Source organism: Micromonospora sp. NPDC047762 (assembly GCF_043204655.1).
GTDB lineage: Bacteria > Actinomycetota > Actinomycetes > Mycobacteriales > Micromonosporaceae > Micromonospora.
Genome location: NZ_JBIDCQ010000004.1, coordinates 1 through 22,291 on the forward strand (window position 1 = coordinate 1; position 22,291 = coordinate 22,291).

Consider the following 22,291-nt stretch of genomic DNA (forward strand, 5'->3'; position numbering starts at 1 on the left):
CTGGTCCCGGCGATGTTCGCGACCACGGCCCTACCGTCGTCAACCGTGCGGACGATGTCGGCGCGCAGCTGGTCGGTCTGCTTGGCGTCAGCGTCGGGGGTGCTGATCTCCACGGAGCGGTAGGCGTCGTTCTTACCGGTTTCCTTGTTCAGCACGGGGGTGATGTCGTTGATGGAGTTGGTGCCGGCCTCGGTGGTGCCCATCTCCTTGGCCATGTCATCAACGTTGATGTTCTTACCCTGCACACTCAGGGCGTTACGGGTCGCGGCGGGCCCGCAGTAGTAGAAGTTCGGCTGGGCCTCGTAGCGCACACCGAGTTCCCGCTCGCCGTGGCCGCCCTTGCGGTCGGTCTGCGTCTGCGTGGCCGGCTTCGCATCGGACATGGCGTAAGCGGCGGTCACGGGCCCGGCGATGGCGCCTCCGGTGAACGCGAGGCCGGCGGCGGTCAGGGCGGTCTTAAGGATCAGATCGGTACGCATGATGGCGTGCTCCTCTGCCTCGGGGGATACCCACACCACACCAGGGGGGTGGTGGATGGTGGTGCGGGGAAAGTTCGTGCCCGGCGACCCGCAACGGGGGCCGGCGTCGGGACGCGGTGTAACGGGTGCCGGCGGCGGATCATTCCGCCTACCTGCGGGGGTCGGCCGTTGTGGTGCTCGGCCGTTCCGGGGATGTAACCGGGGCGGCCTGCCGGGTGTTCCCGGCGGCGGCCCCGGGCCGTTATGGTGCTCGGCCGTTCGGGGGGTGTAACCGTGGCGGCCTGCCGGGTGTTCCCGGCGGCCGGCCCGCGGTGACCCGGGCTGTTGCGGTGGTCTGCCAGGTATAACGACCCGGGCCGGTCGCCGATTCCGCCGTCGGGGTGGCCCCAACCACCCGACATTCACCCCGAACCCGACAAACCGCCCACCCCGTCACCCTGCCGAACCCGACACGACGGCCACGGCGGCATGATCCACTCCGGTTCCCTGAAAACGCGGTGTCCCGCTGCCGGAGACCCCCCAACATCACGGAACCCGAGTCGATCATGCCCGCAAGCACCGTTCGTCCGTTGCGCCCCGGGGCGGGGCGGAGCAGTCCGGGGCGGGGCGGGCGTGGCCGGGCGGGCGGGGCAGGCCGAGCGGGCGCGCCTGGGCCGAGCGGGCGCGCCGGGCGGGGCGGGCGGACCGGACGGGGCGGGGCGGACCGGACGGGGCGGGGCGGACCGGACGGGGCGGACCGGACGGGGGGGACCGGACGGGCGGACCGGACGGGGCGGACCGGACGGGGCGGGGCGGACCGGACGGGGCGGGGCGGACCGGACGGGGCGGACCGGACGGGGCGGACCGGACGGGGCGGACCCGGGCGGGCGGGGCGGACCCGGCGGGCGGGGCGGACCCGGGCGGGCGGGGCGGACCCGGGCGGGCGGGGCGGGGTTCGGCCCGACACACGGGCAGAGCGCCGGGCGGGCCAGCCCCGTCCCGGGACAGCCCGGCGCCCGCAACCCCCGCTAGATCGTGCTGGATCCAGGAAAGAGGCCCCTCCCAACGCAACGAGGCCACTACATCCAGGAACGAGCACGATCATGGGGGGCGACCGCCCATCAGCGGGGCGAGCGAGGACAGCCAGCGTGCCCTGGGTGCCCCCCTCCGGCCCGGCAGCGAGCGAGCGACGGCGCTCAGGTGCTGGGCTTCGCTCCCGCGCCGTCGCCGGCCTTCGTGTCCTTGTCCAGGGCGGCCAGAATCGCCTCGGCGGTGCGCCGCCCCACCCCAGGCACCTCGGTGATCTCGTCGACCGTTGCTGCCGAGAGGCGCTTGAGCGAGCCGAAGTGCCGCAGCAGCGCCTTGCGACGCACCTCGCCCAGGCCGGGTACGTGGTCCAGCGCTGACTCGGTCATCCGCTTGGACCGGCGCTGCCGGTGGAAGGTGATGGCGAACCGGTGGGCCTCGTCACGCACCCGTTGCAGCAGGTAGAGCCCTTCCGAGGTGCGCGGGAGGATGACCGGGAACTCGTCGTCCGGCAGCCACACCTCTTCCAGCCGCTTGGCCAGCCCGCACAGGGCCACGTCGTCGATGCCGAGGTCGGCGAGGGCCTGCGCGGCGGCGGCGACCTGCGGGGCGCCGCCGTCGACGACCACCAACTGTGGCGGGTACGCGAATTTCCGTGGCCTGCCGGTGGTCGGATCGATCAGGACGCCGACCTGGGGCTCGACCGCGTCCTGGGGGGCGGCCGAGTCGTCGGCCGACTCCACGCCCACCTCACCCGTCTCGGCCCTGGCGTCCAGGTAGCGGGCGAAGCGGCGACGGAGCACCTCGGACATCGCGGAGAGGTCGTCGGTGGCACCCCGGACGATGAACCGCCGGTACTCGCTCTTGCGGGGCAACCCGTCCTCGAAGACCACCATGCTGGCGACCACGTCGGTGCCCTGGATCTGGGAGATGTCGAAGCACTCGATGCGCAGCGGCGACGTGCTCATGCCCAGCGCCTCGCTGATCTCGTCCAGTGCCTTGCCCCGGGTGGTCAGGTCACCGGAGCGCTTGAGCTTGTGCCGGGCCAGCGCGTCCTTGGCGTTGCGCTCCACCGTCTCCATCAGTGAGCGTTTGTCGCCACGCTGCGGCACCCGCAGCGACACCCGACTGCCCCGGTGGTTGGAGAGCCACTCGGCCAGCGCGTCGGCGTCCGCGGGCAGCTCGGGGACCAGTAGTTCCCGAGGCACGTCGGCTTCGCCGTGCTCGCCGCCGTACACCTGGGTGCAGAAGTGGTGCACCAGGTCCCCGGTGGTCAGCTCCTCGGTCTTCTCCACCACCCAACCGCGCTGGCCGCGGACCCGGCCGTCGCGGACGTGGAAGACCTGTACAGCCGCCTCGAGCGGGTCGTCGGCGAACGCGACGACGTCCGCGTCGGTGCCGTCGCCGAGCACCACGGTCTGCTTCTCCATGGCCCGGCGCAGTGCGGCCACGTCGTCGCGCAGGCGGGCGGCCCGCTCGAACTCCAGTTGCTCGCTCGCCTCGGTCATCTCACGTTCGATCTTGCGGACCATGGTGTCGGTGCGCCCGGCCATGAAGTCGCAGAACCCGTCGACGATGGCCCGGTGTTCGTCGGCGGAGACGGTGCCCACGCACGGCGCCGAGCACTTGCCGATGTAGCCCAGCAGGCAGGGGCGACCGACCTGGCCGGCCCGCTTGAACACCCCGGCGGAACACGTGCGCGCGGGGAACACGCGCAGCAGCAGGTCGAGGGTCTCCCGGATGGCCCAGGCATGCGAATAGGGACCGAAGTAACGCACGCCCTTGCGCTTGGCGCCGCGCATCACCTGCAGCCGGGGGTACTCCTCGTCGAGGGTGACAGCAAGATAGGGGTACGACTTGTCGTCGCGGTAGCGGACGTTGAACCGCGGGTCGTACTGCTTGATCCAGGTGAACTCCTGCTGGAGCGCCTCGACCTCGGTGCCGACGGTGATCCAGTCCACCGACTCGGCGGTGGTGACCATCTGTCGGGTGCGCTCGTGCAGGTTCCAGACGTCGCCGAAGTATGAGTTGAGTCGGCTGCGCAGATTTCGCGCCTTGCCGACGTAGATCACCCGGCCGGTGCCGTCGCGAAAGCGGTAGACCCCTGGTAGCTCCGGGATGGTGCCGGGTGCGGGGCGGTAGGTCGAGGGGTCAGCCACACCAACAAGCCTAGTCCGCAGCACCGACAGCCCACCGCAGGCGTGATCCACTCGGCACCCCGGAAGTCGGGGTGTCGGCACACCCGCTGACACCCCGACTTCCCGAACGCGGATCGGTCCTGCGACGCCGGGCGACCGGCCGGTCAAGGTGCGGCCCGGGCCGGCCCACCGGCCCCGCGTCGGATCAGGCCAGCGAGATCTGGTCGCCGGTGACCTTGATCTCCTTGGGCGGCAGCGGCTTGGTGGCCGGGCCGGCCTTCACCGAGCCGTCCTCGATCGAGAACTTGCTGTTGTGGCAGGTGCAGTTGATGGTGCCGCCGTCGACGTTCGTCACCGGGCAGTTCTGGTGCGTACAGATCGGGCTGAAGCCTTTGAACTGGCCGGCCGTGGGCTGGGTGATGACCACGCCCTGGGCGGCGAGGACCTTGCCGCCGCCGACCGGGATGTCGGCGGTGGTGGCCAGCGACTGGGCATCCTGCCGGTCACCGCCGCCAGCGTCGCCGGTGCTGGGTACGGCAGGGCCACCGCTTGTGGGCGCACCGCTGCTGCTGCCGCCGTCGTCGTCACTGCCGCAGGCAGCCAGGACGACGGCCGCGCCGACCGCCCCGACGCCGGTGAGCAGGTTACGACGTGTCTGCGTACCTGGTCCGGTCAGCGCTTGATCGTCACTCATGCCTCGCCTCTCTCTAGCCCGCTGCCGGTCGAAAGCCGGCCACACTTCTCCACACGGGCAACTGTGCCGGATGGTTCAGCACGGCATCCGCTCGACCCGACAAATGGGGTGGGGCAGGTCGTCATCCGACCCACCCCACCCCATCAGCACGCGTCGAGAGGTCAGCGCGCGGCGGCCGGCACCTTGCGGCTGGCCCGCGCCTTGGTCACGCCGTTGGCCTTGGCGGCCCGGGTGGTGGCGGCAGCCGCACCCTTGGCCTTGCCGTCGAGCTTGAGCACCTGGCGCAGGAACTCGCCGGTGTGGCTCTCGGCCACCTCGGCGACCTCCTCGGGGGTGCCGGTGGCGAGCACTGTGCCGCCACGGTGGCCACCCTCGGGACCCATGTCGATCAGCCAGTCCGCGGTCTTGATCACGTCGAGGTTGTGCTCGATCGTGATCACCGTGTTGCCCTTGTCGACCAGCCCTTCCAGCACCATCAGGAGCTTGCGGATGTCCTCGAAGTGCAGACCGGTGGTCGGCTCGTCGAGCACGTAGACCGTCCGCCCGGTGGAGCGCTTCTGCAGCTCGGAGGCGAGCTTGACCCGCTGCGCCTCACCGCCGGAGAGGGTCGGCGCCGGCTGACCGAGGCGGACGTAGCCCAGGCCGACGTCGACCAGGGTCTTCAGGTGCCGGTGGATGGCCGGGATCGCGGAGAAGAACTCGGCGGCCTCCTCGATCGGCATCTCCAGCACGTCCGAGACGGTCTTGCCCTTGTAGTGCACCTCCAGGGTCTCCCGGTTGTACCGGGCGCCCTTGCAGACCTCGCAGGGGACGTACACGTCGGGGAGGAAGTTCATCTCGATCTTGATCGTGCCGTCACCCGAGCACGCCTCGCAGCGCCCGCCCTTGACGTTGAAGGAGAACCGACCCGGGCCGTACCCGCGCACCTTCGCCTCGGTCGTCTCGGCGAAGAGCTTGCGGACGTGGTCCCAGACGCCGGTGTAGGTGGCCGGGTTGGAGCGCGGCGTGCGGCCGATCGGCGACTGGTCCACGCCGACGACCTTGTCCACGTGCTCCAGCCCGGAGACGCGGGTGTGCCGGCCGGGCACCAGCCGGGCGCCGTTGATCTGGTTGGCCAGCACCGCGTACAGGATGTCGTTGACCAGCGTCGACTTGCCCGAGCCGCTGACCCCGGTGACAGCGATCAGCTGGCCCAGCGGGAACGAGACGGTCAGGTTGCGCAGGTTGTGCTCCCGCGCGCCGTGCACCACCAGCTCGCGGGCCGGGTCCTGCGGGCGGCGGCCCGTCGGCGTCGGGATCGACCGCCGACCGGACAGGTACGCCCCGGTGATCGACTCCTTGTTCTTCAGCAGCGCCGGCACCGAGCCGCTGTGCACGATCTTGCCGCCGTGCTCACCCGCGCCGGGCCCGATGTCGACGATCCAGTCGGCGGTGCGGATGGTGTCCTCGTCGTGCTCCACCACGATCAGCGTGTTGCCGAGCCCACGCAGCCGGATCAAGGTCTCGATCAGCCGGTGGTTGTCGCGCTGGTGCAGCCCGATCGACGGTTCGTCGAGCACGTAGAGCACACCCACCAGGCCGGAGCCGATCTGGGTGGCCAGCCGGATGCGCTGTGCCTCGCCGCCGGAGAGCGTGCCGGCCGGGCGGTCCAGGGAGAGGTAGTCCAGGCCGACGTCGAGCAGGAACCGCAGCCGGGCGTTGATCTCCTTGAGGACCCGCTCGGCGATCATCTTCTGCCGGTCGGTCAGCTCGATGCCGGCGAGCAGGTCGGCGCACTCCCCCACGGACAGGTTGCAGACCTCGGCGATGCTCTTGCCGGCCAACGTGACCGCGAGGACTTCGGGCTTGAGCCGGGCACCGCCACACGCCGCGCACGGCACGTCGCGCATGTAGCCCTCGTACTTGTCGCGGGACCACTCGGACTCGGTGTCGGAGTGCCGGCGCTCGATCCACTGCACCACGCCCTCGAAGCCGGTGTAGTAGGAGCGCTCGCGGCCGTACTTGTTGCGGTAGCGCACGTGAACCTGGTCGTCGGAGCCGTGCAGGATCGTCTTCTGCGCGCGCGCCGGCAACGCCCGCCACGGGGTGTCGATGTCGAAGTGCTGGGCCTCGCCGAGCGCCTCCAGCAGGCGCAGGAAGTATTCCAGGTTGTGCCCGGTGGACCAGGGCTGGATGGCGCCCTCACGCAGGCTGCGCTCCGGGTCGGGGACCAGCAGCTCCGGGTCGACCTCCTTCTTGGTGCCCAGGCCGGTGCACTCCGGGCAGGCGCCGTAGGGCGCGTTGAAGGAGAAGACCCGAGGCTCGAGATCCTCGATGGCGAGCGGGTGGTCGTTGGGGCAGGCCAGGTGCTCGGAGTAGCGGCGCTCGCGGTCCGGGTCGTCCTCGGGAAGGTCGACGAAGTCGAGCAGGACCAGGCCGCTGGACAGGCCCAGGGCCGCCTCGACCGAGTCGGTGAGCCGCTGCTTGGCGCTCGGCTTGACGGTGAGCCGGTCGATCACCACCTCGATGGTGTGCTTCTCCTGCTTCTTGAGCTTCGGCGGCTCGGTCAGCGGGTGAACCACGCCGTCGACCCGGGCCCGGGCGTAGCCCTTGGCCTGCAGCTCGGCGAAGAGGTCGACATATTCGCCCTTGCGGCCACGGATCACCGGTGCGAGCACCATGAACTTGGTGCCCTCGGCCATGGCGAGGACCCGGTCGACGATCTGCTGCGGGCTCTGCCGGGAGATGCGCTCACCACAGACCGGGCAGTGCGGCTCACCGATGCGGGCGTAGAGCAGACGCAGGTAGTCGTAGACCTCGGTGATGGTGCCGACCGTCGAGCGCGGGTTGCGCGAGGTGGATTTCTGGTCGATCGAGACGGCCGGGCTCAGGCCCTCGATGAAGTCGACGTCTGGCTTGTCCATCTGGCCGAGGAACTGCCGGGCGTACGACGAGAGCGACTCGACGTAGCGGCGCTGCCCCTCGGCGAAGATCGTGTCGAAGGCCAGGCTCGACTTGCCCGACCCGGACAGCCCGGTGAACACGATGAGCGCGTCCCGGGGCAGGTCGAGACTGACGTCACGCAGGTTGTGCTCGCGCGCGCCACGGATGATCAGTCGGTCGGCCACGGTGCGTGTACTCCCGGGAGAAGACGAAGCAATGGATCTGTCCCGCTCTGGGTGGTCTTGAGCGGTCGTGCGGGCGCGGAAAACACGCCTCGGCAACTCTAGCCCCGAGGTACGACAGTTTCCCTCGCCCGCACATTCCCCCAGCTCAGCCCGGTCGGCCGCGCCGCCCGCGAGCCCGGTCGGCCGCGCCGCCCGCGAGCCCGGTCGGCCACGCGCCGGCGGATGCCCGGTCAGTAGCCGCCGGGCGCCGGCGGACGCGCGGCCCGACGCCGGGCCGAACGCCACCCGCCGCGTCGCTCCGCCGCCACCCGGGCCTCCCGCCGTCGGCTCTCGTGGGCCACCTCGCCCTGCAGCCGCCGCCAGCTCTCCCACCGACGGGGGGAGAGCTCGCCGGTGTGCACCGCCTCCCGGACCGCGCAGGACGGCTCGCCGTCGTGACCGCAGTCGGCGTACCGGCAGCCCTCGGCCAGCCCGGCGATGTCGGCGAACGCCCGGTCGAGCCCGGCCGCGCCGTCCAGCAGGCCGACCGCCCGGACACCGGGCGTGTCGATCACCGCACCGCCACCGGGGATCGGTACGAGCGCCCGCCAGGTGGTGGTGTGCCGGCCCTTGCCGTCGACGCGCCGGATCGCCTGGGTGGGCATCATCACCGCCCCGACGAGAGCGTTGACCAGGCTCGACTTGCCAGCGCCGGACGGGCCGAGCAGTCCGAGCGTGCGGCCGGGCGTCACCTCGGCGCGCAGCGGTGCCAGCCCGAGGCCACGTTCGGCGCTGACCGGCAGCACTGGCACCCCGGGCGCGACGGCGGCCAGCTGGCGGGCCAGCGTGGCCGGGTCGGCCGCGAGGTCCGCCTTGGTCAGTACGACAAGTGGCCGGGCTCCGGACTCGTGGGCCAGGGAGAGCAGCCGCTCGATCCGGCCCACGTCCGGCTCGGGGTGCACCGGCTCCACCACGGCGGCGGCGTCGAGGTTGGCGGCCAGCACCTGACCACTGGCGTCCTTGCCGGCGGTACGTCGGATCAGCGCGCTCCGCCGCGGCAGCACCGCCTCGACGGTGACGCGGCGGTCCGGCCAGTGGGTGAGCAGCACCCAGTCCCCGGCGCAGGGCAGCGCGGACGGGTCCCGGGCGGCGACGGTCAGCACCGCCCCACCCAGACTGGCCCGGACCGGGCCACCTGCGGTGAGCACCGTGCAGACCCCCCGGTCCACCCGGGCCACCCGACCCGGCTGGTGCTCGCCGCGGCGCGCGGCGTACGCCGTCCGCTCGGCGTCCCAGCCGAGGGCGGTCAAATCGATCGTCATGGCATCCTCATCGGTGTCGAAGCTGGTGATGGCGGAACACGCGTGCCACGTCCGGCATGATCACCACCTCCGTCCGATGTCCCGGTGCCGCGTCTGCCGCTGACGGTAGGTCGCGCGCCGACGCGCCGAAAGCGATTTCCCCGGCGACGGCGCGACGGCGGACCGCTAGGGTCGACGGGTGACCACGGATCCGCTGTTGCTGATGGGCGAGGTGGACGCGGCCACCAGGCGACTACTGCGTACCGCCGCTTCTTTCGACGCCGCGGACCTGGCCGCCGCGTCGCTGCTGCCGGGCTGGACGCGCGGCCACGTCCTGGCGCATGTGGCGCGCAACGCCGACGGTTTCGTCAACCTGCTCACCGCGGCCCGCACCGGGGCGGCGCTGCCGATGTACGCCTCGCTGGATGCCCGCACCGCCGACATCGAAGCCGGTTCGAGCCGGCCACCGGCCGCGCACCTGGACGACCTGCGACGCACCGCGGACCTGTTCGCCGAGGCGGTCGCGGCGATGCCGGCCGACGCCTGGGCGGCGACGGTGCAGGCGCGTAAGGGTCCCTGGCCGGCGGCGCTGCTGGTCTGGGGTCGACTGCGGGAGATCGAGGTGCACCACCTCGATCTGGCCGCCGACTACCGGGCCGCGGACTGGTCGGAGACGTTCGCCCACCGACTGCTGCGGGAGGCGGCCAGTCATCACGCCATGGGGCCGACACCGCCGTCGATGGTGCTGCGCCTCGACGGCAGTGAGCACGAGGTGGTGATCGGGGGGCGCGTCGGCGCTCCGGTCGTCGCCGGCTCCGCCCCCGACCTCGCCGTCTGGCTGATCGGCCGCGCCGACGGCACCCTGCTCTCCGTCACCCCTGACGGTCCCCTGCCTACTCCACCGGAATGGATATAGAAACGTCATGACATACAGCGGAGACGTCACGCACGGCGGCGCACCGGCGGTTCGGGAGCTGGACGGGCTGACCATCAGCAAGCTGTCGGTGGGTCCGATGGACAACAACGCCTACCTGCTGCGCTGCACGGGCACCGGCGATCAGGTGCTGATCGACGCCGCGAACGAGGCGCCCCGGCTGCTCGAGCTGATCGGTGACGGTGGGCTCACCGCCGTGGTGACGACCCACCAGCACATGGATCACTGGGTGGCGCTGGAGGAGGTCGTCGCCAAGACCGGCGCCCGGGCGTTGGTGCACGCCGACGACGCGTCGGGGTTGCCGATCGAGGCGGAGCGGCTGGCCGACGGCGACACCGTGGCAGTCGGCGACTGCGCGTTGGAGGTCATCCACATCAAGGGGCACACCCCGGGTTCGATCGCGCTGCTCTACCGCGACCCGTCCGGCACCCCGCACCTCTTCACCGGCGACAGCCTTTTCCCTGGTGGGGTGGGCAACACCGACAAGGACCCGGAGCGCTTCGCGGCGCTGATCGATGACGTCGAGCACAAGCTGTTCGACCAGCTCCCGGACGACACCTGGTTCTACCCGGGCCACGGCAAGGACAGCACCCTGGGCGCCGAGCGCCCCGCCCTCCCCCAGTGGAAAGCCAGAGGCTGGTAACCCCCCAGCACAACCACCACCACCAAGAGCAAAGACAACCCAACGTCGACCAAGAACCACCAAGATCACCCACTGCCGGCCGACGGCGGCGGCACCCCCGCGCGAACCGGAACCACGACGGGGGCGGGGGCCCGCCGTGCCCGGCGCAGGGATCAAGCCTGACCGCCCGGAGCCGGGCACGGCGGGCCCCCGCCCCACCCACCGCAACCCGGCCCCAGAGCCCCCACACCCCCCCAGAGCGAAGAACAGCCTCAGCCGACGACGGCAAACAACCGCCGCCGCGCCCCCAGCAACGCGACGGAGGCCAGCACCAGCCCGACCCCCATCGTGACCAGCAGAGGGCTGGGGTCGCCCGGCAGCAGCGCGGCCACCGACCGCGACGCGGTGCCCAGGGCGAGGTAGAGACCGGCCCAGGCGGCCGCGCCGATCGTCGCGCAGCCGAGAAATCGGCGGTACGACATCCGCAGCCCGCCGGCGGCCAGTGGCAGTAGCGCGTTGAAGACCGGCAGGAACGGCGCGACCACCATCATCCGGCCGCCTCCGCGACGCAGGATTCCTTCGGCCGCTGTCCAGCGGGCCTCGCCGATCCAGCCACCGATGCGGCTGTCGCGCAGTCGGTCGGAGTAGCGACGGCCGACCAGGAAGCTCAGTGACCAACCGGCCAGGCAACCGATCAGCACCGCGGTGAAGGTGGCCAGCCCGGTGCTCGGGCGGCCCACGCCGACGGCGGCGAGGATCGCGACGTCGCCGGGAACCAGGACACCCAGCAGGGGTACGGCGTCGAAGAGCATGACGAGCCCGAGCGCGCCCATCAGCAGCAGAACCGGTAGTTCTCCGATCTGGGCCAGCCATTGCGTCATGCGTCGACGCTATGGCCGTGGCGCCACTTCGGACATCGGGTCGTAGCCCCCAGTGACCCCTGGTATCCGCCTCGGGGTCGCCCCTGAGTCGGGGGTGCGCCTCAGGCGGGGCGCAGCACCTGCACGTGGCGTAGCGACGAGTCGACCGACGGTTCGGTGGTGGGTACCGGGTAGTCGGCCAGCACGGTCAGGCGGTCCGTCGGCAGGTGTCCGCGGCCGGGGTCGCCGACCAGCACGTCGGCACCTGCGGCGGCGGCCCGCTGCAGGAAGGGCAGCATCCGGTCGGCCATCGCGCGGTCGTAGAAGACGTCTCCGGCGACGACCAGGTCGACCTTCGCTTCGGTGCTGTCGAGCAGGTCGTCCCCGGTGGCGTCGACGACGACGTGGTTGGCCCGCGCGTTGAGGGTGACGGCGGCGACGGCGTACGGGTCGATGTCGTTGGCGATCACCTCCGCGGCGCCGGCGAGCGCGGCGGCGATGGCTACCAGCCCGGACCCGGCGGCGAGGTCGAGCACCCGGCGACCGGCGGCCAGCTCCGGGTGGTCCAGGAGGTGGCGGGCCAGGGCCTGTCCCCCGGCCCAGGCGGACGCCCAGTACGGCGCGGGCAGCGCGCGTCCGGCGGCGGCCTCCATCCGGGCCCACCAGACGATCGCGTCCTCGGCCAGGTGCAGCCGCACCTCGGGGACGAACGGAGTGGGCATCAACCGGAGCCGGTCCAGACCAGTACCGGGCGCGTGGATTTCGCGTTCCAGCTCGGTCAGCGCGTCGGCTGCGGCATCACTCATCGGCGCAAGCATGCCGCAGCGGCGGTTGGTCGGGGCGGGTTTCACATGCCGCCGCGCAGAGTTCACCCGAGTTCAGTCAAATACCTACGGCACTTCGGCCAGCGGATCGGGGTTTTGCCCGTTACTGTCGAACAGGTACGGGCGATCATCGGCCAGAGGCCGAGGGTCAGCCGCTTTGAACAGGGAGAGATGCATGGCAACCGGCACGGTTAAGTGGTTCAACTCGGAAAAGGGCTTCGGCTTCATCGAGCAGGACGGTGGAGGGCCGGACGTGTTCGTCCACTACTCCGCCATCGCTTCGAGCGGCTACCGGGAGCTCAACGAGGGCCAGAAGGTCGAGTTCGAGGTGACCCAGGGGCAGAAGGGTCCGCAGGCGGACAACGTCCGCCCGATGTAGCTCCGTGCCGGTGACGGCGGCCGGTCTCCGGCCGCCGTCGCAGCGCACTCAAGACGCCGCCGGGGCGGCGGGCAGGTCCCGCCGCCTCCGGATTGGTCCGACAAGCAGAATCAACGGGGTGAGCGCCAGCCAGGCGGTCATCACGACAATTGCCGTCTCGACGCCGTAACGTGCGCCGATGGCACCGGCCAGCACGGCCGCCAGCGGGATCGTGCCGTAGTTGAGCAGATGCATGCTCACCGTCACCCGGCCCAGCAGGTGGTGCGGCGTGTAGGTCTGCCGGAAGGCACCCTTGACCACGTTGCCGATGGCCACCCCGAGACCGATCAGCAGGCCGCCGAGGGCTGGCCAGGCCAGCCCGACGCCGGGCGCGGCGAGCGGGATGAGCAGCGCGGGCGGGCCGGTGAGCGCCGCCGCGATCAGCACCGCCCGTGCCGTGCCGCAGCGCCGGGCCACAGTGGTGGCGAGCAGCGCGCCGATGATCCCGCCGGCGCTCATCACACCGACGAGCCCACCCACCAGGCCCGGTTCGAGTCGCAGTTCACGGACCAGGAAGACCACCAGGACGGCCTGGTAGCCGGTCAGCCCGATGTTGCTGGCCGCGCCGAAGAGCGTGAGCACCCGTAGGTACGGGTCCCTGATGACGAAGCGCAGCCCTTCGGTGATGTCCCGGCGCAGCGATCGGGACCGCTGCGAGGGTCGTACGCGTGGTTCGCGGGTGCGGATGCGCAACAGGAACATCGCGGAGAGCAGGAATGTGAGCGCGTCCAGCAGCAGTGCGGCGACGGCGCCGACGAGCTGGGCGATCAGACCGGCGAGGCCGGGTCCGACGACGTAGCTCGCGGTCTGGGTCGCCTGGAGCTTGGCGTTGCCCTCCGGCAGTTGCCCGGGTCGCAGCAGCACCGGCAGGTAGACCTGGTCGGCGGTTTCGAAGAAGACCCGCGCGGCGCCCGCGCTGAGGGCCACCACCAGCAGTTGCGCGACGGTGAGCCGGCCCAGCACGGCGGCCAGCGGCACGCTGAGGAAGGCCACCGCGCAGAGCAGGTCGCAGATCACCATCACCGGTCGGCGGGGCAGCCGGTCGACCCACGCGCCGGCCGGCAGGCCGATCAGCAACCAGGGCAGCCAGGCCGCCGCGGTGAGCACCGCCACCTGGAAGGTGCCGGCGTCGAGGACGGCGACCGCGACCAGGGGCAGCGCGACAGTGGTGACGTTGCTGCCGACGCTGCTGACCGCCTGGCCGGCCCAGAGCAGCCGGAAGTCGCGGTGCCGCAGCAGCCCTCCGGTCGGCCGGACGTCGGCGTCGTCAGAACGGGTGGCGATGGTCACGGTCGGGCCGGTACGCCGTGGACGAAGACGAAGACCGGCCTGCGGTCGGCGTCGTCGTCGGGTAGCTCCCGGTCGGCCCAGCGGCCGAGGACCTCGATCATCTCGCGGCTCAACTCGGCCAACTCCTGCGGCGTGAGGCTCAGCCAGTGGTCGGTGGAGAACGGCGCGTCGTTCCAGGTGGCCTGGGTGCTCTCGTCGGCGGCGTGCCAGGCCCGGGCCAGGGCGACGTGCCGGTCGAGGTTGAGCGAGGTGGCGGCGTCGGCGACCGCGCGGGAGGCCGGGTCGGCGTCGAAGTCGGCGTTGGACCAGCGCAACCCCCTGGTCACCAGGCGCCACCACCGCTCGCGCCGGTCCCGGGCCAGTTCGGGCGCCTCGGCGACCAGGTCGGCGGCGGCGAGGACCTTGAGGTGGTGGCTGACGTTCGCTGGGGCCTGGTCGGTGCGCTCGGCGAGGAGCCCGACGGTGGAGGGCCCGTGGACCTTGAACACGTCCATCAGCCGGCGGCGCAGCGGGTGGGACATGGCGGCCAGCACCCGGGAGTCGGTGATCTGGCGTACGTCGGGGCTGTTCATGTCGACAGCCTGACATCCGCAACGACTGTTGCGCAACACTCATTGCCCAACAGTCGTTGCGGATCGCGTCAAGAGGGGCGGCCCGGCGGCTACGAACCGCCCCTCGCTCAGGCGACGAGCCGGCGGGCCAACTCGTCGGCCACCTGCTTGGCGATCGTGGGCGGGATCGCGGCAGCGATCTCCTCCGGGGTCAGCCCGGCCAGCACGCCCTGGATGATCGCCTCCTCGTCGGTGAAGTCCCGGTTGGACAACTCCGTCAGCGCGGCCTGCAGGGCGGTGACCTGCAAACCGAGCGACTTCAGGGTCGGGTGGGCCGGCCTGAAGTTCGAAACGGTGGCGTCCTCACCCATCGCCATCCGGGTGTAGATCTGCCCGATCGGGTTGCGGCCGTCCAGGACGGTGAGGTTCTTGTGGACGGTGGCCAGCCAGTTGTGCTCTTCGGGGGTCATGTCGTCGTCCTCCAGGAGTCCGATGGAACTGAGGTAGCGGCGGAACAGGGGCCGCTGGTCGCGGCCCGCCTTGATGGCGTCGCGGAAGAAGCTGAAGTGGGTGTGCCAACGGTGTGAGCTGTCGCCGGTGGTGCGCTTGCCGAGGCGATCCCACCGCTTCACAGTGCTGCCGTCGGGGCTGTAGATGATCTCCCGGATGTCCCGGGTGTCGGCCGCGTTCGCGGCGCACTGCGCGACGCACCAGACCGAGAAGCTGGGCAGGGTGTTCGATCGGCCACCGGAACGGACATCGAACTGTCCGACGTCCAGCGCCGCCGCGTCGAGGGTCAGCCCGGCCCGGTCCCGAGGCGACTCGACCACCGAGTAGTCGTTGGGGACCACGCGGTCCGACCCGCAGTGGTAGCCGCCCCGGTGGGACGAGTCACCGACGATGCCGACCTCGCCCGGATCCAGGTCGTCGGGCCCGGGAGCGTTGTCGAGGTGAGTGAGGAGCAGACTTCGGACGGCCAGAAGATTAGCCGGGGCCCGGGTCATGGGGTCCCCCTTTCCGAGAGGCGGGGACCGGGCACGACGTCACACCGCGTACGCGGTGCTGGGCTTCGGGCGAGCCCGGCCTACTGGTGCACGGCGCCGGGCGTTGACTCCACCATAGCCCGCATTTTCGGTAAACGCCCAGCTCAGGAGGGGTCTGTTCAGATTGGAGGTTGGTGCGGGGCAGAGTGGACGATCGGCAGCAGCAGCGCCGAGGGGTGCGCCGGGTCGTGCAGCACCTGCCGCCAACCAGCACGTAGCGTCACCGCCGTGCCGAGCGGTTCTCCGGTGCCGGGGTTGCGCGCCCACCGTGGATGGGCGCCGCCGGAGACCTGCACCCGCAGTCGGTGCCCGGCGGCGAAGCGGTACGCGGTCGGCCAGAGCGGCACCGGAATCCGCAGCGCCCCGGAAGGGTCGGCCGGGAAGCGCTCGGGCGTGACCCGCACCAGACCGTCGCACACGTTCCACGAGCGACCCCGGCGGTCCACGTCGCACAGACGAACGAACACGTCCAGGTAGGGCAGATCGCTGCGCAGGTGGATCTCGGCGCGGACCGGGCCGATCACCTCGACCGGCGCGGCCAGCGGGGCGCTGGTGTAGGTCAGCACGTCGGGGCGGGCCTCGACCCGCCGGTTGTCGACCGGGCCGGCCCGTTGGGCGACGAGCAGCGGACCGCCGAGCGACGGGGTGGGGTCGGCGGGGTCGTAGCGGAACCCGTCCGGTGTCGACACGACAGGTGGGCGTGCCGCCAGCTCGCCACCGGGTTGCAGGTGCCATTCGGTCTCGACCGCCGGGGGTGGCCAGTCCGGCAGGTCCCGCCAGCCGCCACCGGGGCCGCCGACGTGGATGCGTACGGGCGGCCGGGCTGGTTCCGCCGGGCCGCGCGATCGGGTCGTGGCCGGCAGATGCTCGTCGAGCCAGGCCAGCCCCTCGCGCAGCGCGCCCACGAACAGTCCGGGGCTGCCGTGCGTCCATGGGCCGATGACCAGGCGCGGCGGTGTGCCGGCGGCGCGCAGCACGGCGTGGTCGTCGAGCTGGGCGGGCAGGAAGATGTCGTGCCAACCGGTGACCATGACCACCGGCGCCCGCACCTTCGCGACCTGGTCGGCGAAGACCCGGGTCCGCCAGTAAGCGGCCTGCGGTGTGTGGTGGCGTAGCCACTCCTGAAAGAACGGGATGGTCACGCCGGTGGCCACCCGGTCGGCCTCGGCCAGCGGGAGGTGCTCCAGCGCGGCGGCCAGCCGGGGTTGCCCACGCTTGAGTTCCCACTGCCGGGCCAGCCACGGCACGGTCTGCGCGTGCAGCAGCTCCGCCCAGGTCAGCACGGTGTCCAGGGCGAAGGACTCCCCCGCGTACGTCGAGTCGCGGGTGGCCGAGGCGGTCACCACCGCGACCATGGCGCGCAGCTCCTCGTCGGCGTCGGCGGCCAGGGCCCACTGGGCGAAGCCCTGGTAGCTGACCCCGAACATGCCGAGTTGCCCGGACCACCAGGGCTGGCGACGCAGCCAGTCCAGCGTGTCCGCGCCGTCGTCGCGCTCGTGCACCAGCGGGGCGAACGTTCCACCAGAGCCGCCGGTGCCCCGGCACGACTGGATCACCGCGTGTCGACCCCGGGCGGCGAGCAGCCGACCGAGCAGCCGCAGCGGCCCACCCCGCCCGTAGGGGGTGCGGATCAGCACGGTCGGCGCACCGCGGACGGCCGGGGCGTAGTGGTCGGTACGCAGCACCACGCCGTCGCGGGCCCGCACCGCGAGGTCACGGCTGACCCGCACCGGGCCGGGGCGGGTCGGGGTTAGGCGCAGCGCGGCGCTGGCGAGGCGGGTGACGAGGTGCGGCACCGGTCAGCCCGTCGGGCGGCGGGGTGACTCCGGCCGGGTGGCGCGCACCGCGTCGCGGTGCCCGCGCAGCGACTCGCTCATCTCCTCCATGAACCGGTGCACCACCTCCAGCTCGTCCTCGCTGAAGCGGGCCATCACCGTGTCGGTACGGGCGCCCAGCGGCCGGAAGAACTCCATGGCCAGCGCGGCGCCCTGGTCGGCGTAGTGCAGCAGCACCTTGCGCCGGTCGACGGTGTCCCGGTCGCGGCGGATGTGCCCGGCCCGTTCCAGCCTGTCGATCAGGGCCGTGACCGAGCCGGAGGAGAGGTTCAGCTGCTCGCCCAGACGGCCGGGGGTGATCGGGTCACCGAGCAGCTCGGCGTCCATCACCGCGATCAACGCCTGCAGGTCGGTCGGGTTGAGGCCGTGCAGGTTGGCGAAGGCGTGGCCGACCTGCTGGGCGTCCACCGCGTACCGCCGGAGGTTGTTGGTGATCTCCGCGGCCAGCTGCTCGCGGCGCGTGTCGCGCCGTCGGTACATGCCGTGAGTCGCCACCTCGCGCCGCTTCTTCCCGTCGTTAATCCCCCGGGTTGCAGCATAGAACAGCCCCGGATAATCTCGGCTATCAAGATACTCGACTTCCGAAGGACCTTGAGGTCACCTGATGTCTGTGTTCACCAGAGTCGCTCGTGGCCGGCTGGCCGCGTGGCTCACAGTGGCCGCCGCGATCGTCGTGGGCGCTGCCGTCTTCGGGACACCCCAGCCGGACAACCCGGCCCCGGTCTCCGCCACCGGCCTGTCCGTGCAGTGGCAGTCGACCCAGGTGCAACGTCTGCAGGATCAGCTGCCCTCCAGCGACGTGCAGCCGGCCATCGTGGTGATCAGTCGCGGTGACGGCGGCGCGCTGAGCGAAACCGATCGGGCGACCGTTGGCGCTCGCGCCGACGACCTGCGCCGCTTCGCGGTGGGTGGGCAGGTCAGCCCCGCCCAGGTCTCCCCGGACGGCGCGGTGGCCCTGGTCGCCGTGCCGTTGGACACCGCCGGCGGCCAGGAGGTCGTCACCGACACGGTGACCCAGCTGCGCGAAACCCTCGCGGACCTGCCCGACGGGCTGAGCGCCGAGGTGACCGGCTCCCCGGCGTTCACCGCCGACCTCTCCTCGGTGTTCGACGGCGCCGACGTCACCCTGCTCGTGGTGACCGCCGCCGTGGTCGCGCTGCTGCTGCTGATCACCTACCGCAGCCCGTTCCTGTGGATCGTGCCGCTGGTCGTGGTCGCCGCCACCGAGCAGCTCACCCTGCGCGCGGTGGACGTCATCGTGCCGGGTGTCGGCATCAACCTCCAGCAGGGTCAGGTCACCGGCATCGCCAGCGTGCTGGTCTTCGGCGCCGCCACCGACTACGCGCTGCTGCTCATCGCCCGCTACCGGGAGGAGCTGCGTCGCGAGGAGGACCGGTTCGCGGCGATGCGCGCCGCGTTGCGCCGCACCGCGGAGCCGATCCTCGCCAGCGGCGGCACCGTCGTGCTCGGTGTGCTCACCCTGCTGCTCAGTGAGCAGGAAACCAACCGGGCGCTGGCCGTGGCCTGCGCCACCGGTGTGGTCTTCGCCATGCTCTCGGCCCTGTTCGTGCTCCCCGCCGTGCTGGTGCTCTTCGGTCGCGGCCTGTTCTGGCCGTTCGTCCCCCGCGTCGGCGGCCCGGTCCGCGAAGGCAAGATCTGGGGCCGGCTCGGCAGCGCCGTGGAACGCCGCCCGGTGGTGGTCGCGACGCTGGCCACACTGCTGCTCGGCGGCCTGGCCCTGGGCGGGCTCGGCATCCGCACCGGCCTGTCCGAGACCGAACAGTTCCGGGCCGAACCCGAGGCGGTGACCGGCGCGCAGACCCTGGCCAGGGCCTTCCCCGCCGGCAGCACCCAGCCCGTCGCCGTGATCACCACCCCGGCGGCGGTGCGGGCGGTCACCGACGCCGCCACAGCGGTACCCGGTGTCGCCTCGGCGCGCCCCGGCGACGCCGGCACGGCCGTCGCCCAGGTCGACGTGGTCCTCGACGCCGAACCCGGCACCACCGCCTCGGACCGCGCGATCGAGGCGCTGCGCGCGGCGGTCGCCGCCGTCCCCGACTCCGCGCCGCCGGCCGCCGCCGGCGCCGACGCCCCGGCCGGGGCGATCGTCGGTGGTTCCGTGGCGGCCACATACGACTCCGACGAGGCCAACGACCGGGACCTGCGGCTCATCCTGCCGATCATCCTGCTTCTGGTCGGTGCCGTGCTCGTGCTGCTGCTGCGCGGTCTGCTCGCGCCACTGCTGCTGGTGCTCACCGTGATCGCCTCGTACTTCGCCAGCCTCGGTGCGGCCTGGCTGCTCTTCGACCACGTGCTGGGCTTCCCGGCGCTGGACAGCGGTGTGCTGCTGCTCGCCTTCGTGTTCCTGGTGGCGCTCGGGGTGGACTACAACATCTTCCTGGTCACCCGGGCCCGGGAGGACGCGCGCAGCGCCGGCACCCGCGCCGGGATGCTCTCCGCCCTGCGGGTCACCGGCGGTGTGATCACCAGCGCCGGAGTGCTGCTGGCCGCGGTCTTCGCCGTGCTCGGTGTGCTGCCGCTGATCACCCTGACCCAGATCGGGATCATCGTCTGCATCGGTGTGCTGCTCGACACCCTGCTGGTTCGTACGGTCCTGGTGCCGGCGCTGGCGTTCCTGCTCGGCGACCGCTTCTGGTGGCCCGGCCGCATCACGCCCGACCCGGTGCAGGCCACCCCGCGCTCGCCCGAGCCGGTCGCCGCACACGACTGACCGACCCGTCGGGGCCGCGGCGAATCCGCCACGGCCCCGGCGAGGGTCAGTACGCCAGGCAGACGCACTCGTTCATCAGTGCCCGCACGTTGCGCACGTACGACGGGTTGGGGATCGTCAGCGGCTTCCCCTCCTGAGCCACCGCACCGTGCCCGAAGTTGTACGCGGCGATGACGGCGTTGAGCAGGCAGGAATTCAGCTCGCTGGTGCACAGTGCCGGGTCGAGCCGGAAGTCGGACTCGAAGTACATGTCGCCGATGTACTTCGTCGCCCAGGCCAGGTAGGTGGCGCCGAGGGAGGCGTTGTCCTGGTACGCGTCGATCTTGTAGCTCTTCTCGAACCGCTGGTTCATCCACGTCGCGGTGTCCGGCATCACCTGCAACAGCCCGACCCCACCATCGCAGGCGTAGATGTTGGACTGCCAGCCGCTCTCCTGCCACGCGGTGGCCTTGAGCAGGTTGAGCGGGATCTTGATGTCCGGTGCCGACACCGGCCAGTAGGTGCGGCTGGCCGCGTCGGTCAGCGCCGCCTTCACCTCGGACCGGCTCGCCTGGCTGCCCTTGTAGGTCGGCTTGCAGGAGGTCGGCGCCGGCTTCGGCGGCGCCGGTGGAACCTCGGTCTCGGTGGGCGGCTTCGGCACCGGGCGCGGCTTCGGCGCCGCCCGGGTCGGCTTCTTCGTCGTCTTCGGCTTCGGGGTAGCGCTCCGACTCGGCGCGGAACCCATCGACTCCACGGCGCTCACCGACGGGCTCGGCTCCCCGTCGACCTCGTCGGACGGGGCATCGGTCGGCCCGTCGGTGATGGCGACCGGCGCGGCCACGCCCGATGGGCTCTCCCCCTTGGCGGCGCAGCCGACGAGCGCGCTCGCCAGCAGAAGCCCGGCGAGCACTGCGGCGCCCAGCCGATCGGTGCGTCGAACCATGCCGTTGCCTCCCCCGTGTGATTGTCGCCGCACCCTAACAAGGTTCGACCGGACGGCGTTGCCCCTGCGACGGCCGCCGGGGGGTCTGGTCCACCGGGGGCTGACCATTGCCCACCGCCCGGTCCCGGGTCGCCCAGGCGACCATGAACACCACGGTCCAGAGCACCCCGAGCAGCACCGCCGCGGCCGTCCCGCTCGCCGTTTCCAGTCCGAGGTAGAGCCGCGCGCCGCCGATCCCGAGCACCCCCGCCGCGGCGGCGGTCCAGGCAGCCACCGCCACCGGCCAGCGGGCGCTGCGCGACACCAGCCACGCCAGGGTGCAGAAACTCGCCGCGACCACGGCGCTCTGGGTGGAGAGCGCAGCCACCTCACCGCCGCCCGGGGCGGTCCCGTGCGGGCCGGTCAGTTCGGCCACCACTGCCAGCACCACCAGCGGCACGAACGCGCCCGCCGTACCGACCACGCTGAGCAGATCCGCCCGCCAGGGTCGGTTGCGCCACGCCAGCACCGCCGCCACCAGCGCCACCAACAGGATCAGCACCGACCCGCGTACCACCGACACCACGACCAGTGTGGCGTCGGCGGCGTCCGGGGTACGCCGAGCCGCGAACCACGCCGCGACCGCGCCGTCCAGCGCGGCCAGACCACTGTTGCGGACCGCCAGCGCGAGCAGACCGGCGATGGCGAGCCCGGCGGCGAACAGCAGCAGCAACCCGGCGGCCAGATTGAGCAGCAGCGTCCAGGCCGGGCCGATCCGCATGGCCACCAGGAAGAACAGCACCCCGTAGCGGGCGGTGAGCCACCGCACCGGGGGCAGCGCGCCGGCCCGGGACAGCAGCGCGCGCGCCGGGTCGGGGTTACGGCCCAGCCACCGACCCACGAGCACCACACCCACCAGGCCGGCCAGCAGCAGGAACGCCACCCCGGTGGCCCGGCCCAGAAGCCGAGAGACGGTGTCGTACGACTCACCGGCGAGGTGACCGAGCAGCACCGAGCCGCCCACCCAGGTCACCACCCCGGCCAGGTTCCAGAGGGCGAACCGCCGGTACGGCATACCGGCCGCACCGGCCAGCCGGGGCACCAGGGTCCGGGCGAAAGCCACCCATCGGGCGGCGAACACCCCCCGCCCACCCAGGCGGGCCAGCATGGCGTCGGCGCGGGCCCACCGCTGCGGCCCGACCCGGTGACCCAGCCCGGCGCGCAGCCGGGAGCCGTACCGCCGTCCGGCCCGAAAGGCCAGCCCATCGCCGAGGACCGCCGCGGCGATCATCGCGAGCAACGCCGGCCCGAGCCGCAAGGTACCGTTGTAGGTGAGGAAGCCGACGAGCAGCAGGGTAGCCTCACCCGGCACGAGCAGGCCGAAGATCACCGCGGTCTCGCCCGCCACGATCAGCGCGGCGACCAGGTAGATCCACAGGGTGGGCAGACCCTGCACCCAGGTCAGCAGGTCGTGCACTCAGGCCCCCAGGACACGGGAGCCAGCATGCCAGCCGGGGGAACCACCGGCACAGCGGTTTCACCATAGATCAGGGGCACCTGGGGGTGACCCCGACGCAGC

18 protein-coding genes are annotated in these 22,291 nt (G+C 72.0%); 4 read left to right on the top strand and 14 right to left on the bottom strand.

Annotated elements, in window-relative coordinates; genetic code table 11:
• From ACGF3C_RS14000 to rsgA, 5 genes are all read right to left on the bottom strand, one after another.
• The coding region (locus tag ACGF3C_RS14000) for a C39 family peptidase (RefSeq protein ID WP_393221953.1) at nt 1-479 on the bottom strand (479 nt) is incomplete at its 3' end.
• A gap of 1,175 nt (nt 480-1,654) precedes the next feature.
• Nucleotides 1,655-3,643 (bottom strand): excinuclease ABC subunit UvrC, encoded by a 1,989-nt coding sequence (gene uvrC / locus ACGF3C_RS14005; RefSeq protein WP_357232689.1) that lies wholly within the window; start codon nt 3,641-3,643, stop codon nt 1,655-1,657.
• A 184-nt stretch (nt 3,644-3,827) separates the two neighbouring features.
• Nucleotides 3,828-4,316 (bottom strand): Rieske (2Fe-2S) protein, encoded by a 489-nt coding sequence (locus ACGF3C_RS14010; protein ID WP_357232691.1) that lies wholly within the window; start codon nt 4,314-4,316, stop codon nt 3,828-3,830.
• A gap of 161 nt (nt 4,317-4,477) precedes the next feature.
• Nucleotides 4,478-7,423 carry an excinuclease ABC subunit UvrA gene (uvrA, locus tag ACGF3C_RS14015; RefSeq protein ID WP_091408018.1) on the bottom strand — a complete coding sequence of 982 codons (2,946 nt, stop codon included), beginning with the start codon at nt 7,421-7,423 and terminating at the stop codon, nt 4,478-4,480.
• Nucleotides 7,424-7,653: 230 nt separating this feature from the next.
• A complete protein-coding gene (gene rsgA, locus ACGF3C_RS14020) occupies nt 7,654-8,724 on the bottom strand; it encodes a ribosome small subunit-dependent GTPase A (RefSeq protein ID WP_393221957.1) in 1,071 nt (356 codons plus the stop codon).
• A gap of 178 nt (nt 8,725-8,902) precedes the next feature.
• Between rsgA and ACGF3C_RS14025 the strand changes: the two genes are divergently transcribed.
• Together ACGF3C_RS14025 and ACGF3C_RS14030 are read left to right on the top strand one after the other, a co-directional pair.
• On the top strand, nt 8,903-9,619 hold the full coding sequence (locus tag ACGF3C_RS14025) for a maleylpyruvate isomerase family mycothiol-dependent enzyme (RefSeq protein WP_393221960.1): 717 nt from the start codon (nt 8,903-8,905) through the stop codon (nt 9,617-9,619).
• 7 nt (nt 9,620-9,626) lie between these two features.
• Nucleotides 9,627-10,280 (top strand): MBL fold metallo-hydrolase, encoded by a 654-nt coding sequence (locus ACGF3C_RS14030; protein ID WP_357234844.1) that lies wholly within the window; start codon nt 9,627-9,629, stop codon nt 10,278-10,280.
• Between the two features lie 251 nt (nt 10,281-10,531).
• Here the strand turns inward: ACGF3C_RS14030 and ACGF3C_RS14035 are convergent, their stop codons facing one another.
• Both ACGF3C_RS14035 and ACGF3C_RS14040 read right to left on the bottom strand, forming a co-directional pair.
• Entirely contained in the window at nt 10,532-11,140 is a 609-nt protein-coding gene (locus tag ACGF3C_RS14035; protein ID WP_357230442.1) for a VTT domain-containing protein, read from the bottom strand.
• Nucleotides 11,141-11,241: 101 nt separating this feature from the next.
• On the bottom strand, nt 11,242-11,925 hold the full coding sequence (locus ACGF3C_RS14040) for a class I SAM-dependent methyltransferase (RefSeq protein WP_393221964.1): 684 nt from the start codon (nt 11,923-11,925) through the stop codon (nt 11,242-11,244).
• A 193-nt stretch (nt 11,926-12,118) separates the two neighbouring features.
• Here ACGF3C_RS14040 and ACGF3C_RS14045 point away from each other — a divergent pair, with 193 nt between their 5' ends.
• Nucleotides 12,119-12,322 carry a cold-shock protein gene (locus ACGF3C_RS14045; protein WP_007462771.1) on the top strand — a complete coding sequence of 68 codons (204 nt, stop codon included), beginning with the start codon at nt 12,119-12,121 and terminating at the stop codon, nt 12,320-12,322.
• Nucleotides 12,323-12,370: 48 nt separating this feature from the next.
• Here the strand turns inward: ACGF3C_RS14045 and ACGF3C_RS14050 are convergent, their stop codons facing one another.
• From ACGF3C_RS14050 to ACGF3C_RS14070, 5 genes are all read right to left on the bottom strand, one after another.
• Nucleotides 12,371-13,651 (bottom strand): MFS transporter, encoded by a 1,281-nt coding sequence (locus ACGF3C_RS14050; RefSeq protein WP_393221967.1) that lies wholly within the window; start codon nt 13,649-13,651, stop codon nt 12,371-12,373.
• The gene (locus ACGF3C_RS14055) at nt 13,648-14,223 is read right to left on the bottom strand and encodes a helix-turn-helix domain-containing protein (protein ID WP_357230453.1); all 576 of its coding nucleotides are present in this window, start codon (nt 14,221-14,223) and stop codon (nt 13,648-13,650) included. Before ACGF3C_RS14055 ends, ACGF3C_RS14050 begins: the two co-directional genes overlap by 4 nt.
• Nucleotides 14,224-14,330: 107 nt before the next feature.
• Nucleotides 14,331-15,206, bottom strand: a complete 876-nt coding sequence (locus ACGF3C_RS14060; RefSeq protein ID WP_357230456.1) for a hypothetical protein — start codon at nt 15,204-15,206, stop codon at nt 14,331-14,333.
• Nucleotides 15,207-15,364: 158 nt separating this feature from the next.
• Entirely contained in the window at nt 15,365-17,041 is a 1,677-nt protein-coding gene (locus ACGF3C_RS14065; RefSeq protein WP_393221971.1) for a CocE/NonD family hydrolase, read from the bottom strand.
• Between the two features lie 3 nt (nt 17,042-17,044).
• Nucleotides 17,045-17,560 (bottom strand): MarR family winged helix-turn-helix transcriptional regulator, encoded by a 516-nt coding sequence (locus ACGF3C_RS14070; RefSeq protein ID WP_393222824.1) that lies wholly within the window; start codon nt 17,558-17,560, stop codon nt 17,045-17,047.
• Between the two features lie 124 nt (nt 17,561-17,684).
• Here ACGF3C_RS14070 and ACGF3C_RS14075 point away from each other — a divergent pair, with 124 nt between their 5' ends.
• Entirely contained in the window at nt 17,685-19,811 is a 2,127-nt protein-coding gene (locus ACGF3C_RS14075) for an MMPL family transporter (RefSeq protein WP_393221974.1), read from the top strand.
• A gap of 46 nt (nt 19,812-19,857) precedes the next feature.
• On the opposite strand, the gene ACGF3C_RS14080 is transcribed toward ACGF3C_RS14075, so the two are convergent.
• Complete coding sequence (locus ACGF3C_RS14080) at nt 19,858-20,733, bottom strand: transglycosylase SLT domain-containing protein (protein ID WP_393221977.1); 876 nt, start codon at nt 20,731-20,733, stop codon at nt 19,858-19,860.
• A 34-nt stretch (nt 20,734-20,767) separates the two neighbouring features.
• Nucleotides 20,768-22,189 (bottom strand): DedA family protein, encoded by a 1,422-nt coding sequence (locus ACGF3C_RS14085; protein ID WP_357233278.1) that lies wholly within the window; start codon nt 22,187-22,189, stop codon nt 20,768-20,770.
• Nucleotides 22,190-22,291: the final 102 nt, after the last annotated feature.

Excerpts from the sequence above, each read along its gene's own strand:
- ACGF3C_RS14070 (WP_393222824.1), bottom strand. The coding sequence starts at position 17,560 with ATGTACCGACGGCGCGACACGCGCCGCGAGCAGCTGGCCGCGGAGATC.
- ACGF3C_RS14055 (WP_357230453.1), bottom strand. The coding sequence starts at position 14,223 with ATGAACAGCCCCGACGTACGCCAGATCACCGACTCCCGGGTGCTGGCC.
- ACGF3C_RS14045 (WP_007462771.1), top strand. The coding sequence starts at position 12,119 with ATGGCAACCGGCACGGTTAAGTGGTTCAACTCGGAAAAGGGCTTCGGC.
- ACGF3C_RS14030 (WP_357234844.1), top strand. The coding sequence starts at position 9,627 with ATGACATACAGCGGAGACGTCACGCACGGCGGCGCACCGGCGGTTCGG.
- ACGF3C_RS14060 (WP_357230456.1), bottom strand. The coding sequence starts at position 15,206 with ATGACCCGGGCCCCGGCTAATCTTCTGGCCGTCCGAAGTCTGCTCCTC.
- ACGF3C_RS14075 (WP_393221974.1), top strand. The coding sequence starts at position 17,685 with ATGTCTGTGTTCACCAGAGTCGCTCGTGGCCGGCTGGCCGCGTGGCTC.
- ACGF3C_RS14010 (WP_357232691.1), bottom strand. The coding sequence starts at position 4,316 with ATGAGTGACGATCAAGCGCTGACCGGACCAGGTACGCAGACACGTCGT.
- ACGF3C_RS14040 (WP_393221964.1), bottom strand. The coding sequence starts at position 11,925 with ATGAGTGATGCCGCAGCCGACGCGCTGACCGAGCTGGAACGCGAAATC.
- ACGF3C_RS14035 (WP_357230442.1), bottom strand. The coding sequence starts at position 11,140 with ATGACGCAATGGCTGGCCCAGATCGGAGAACTACCGGTTCTGCTGCTG.
- rsgA (WP_393221957.1), bottom strand. The coding sequence starts at position 8,724 with ATGACGATCGATTTGACCGCCCTCGGCTGGGACGCCGAGCGGACGGCG.
- ACGF3C_RS14080 (WP_393221977.1), bottom strand. The coding sequence starts at position 20,733 with ATGGTTCGACGCACCGATCGGCTGGGCGCCGCAGTGCTCGCCGGGCTT.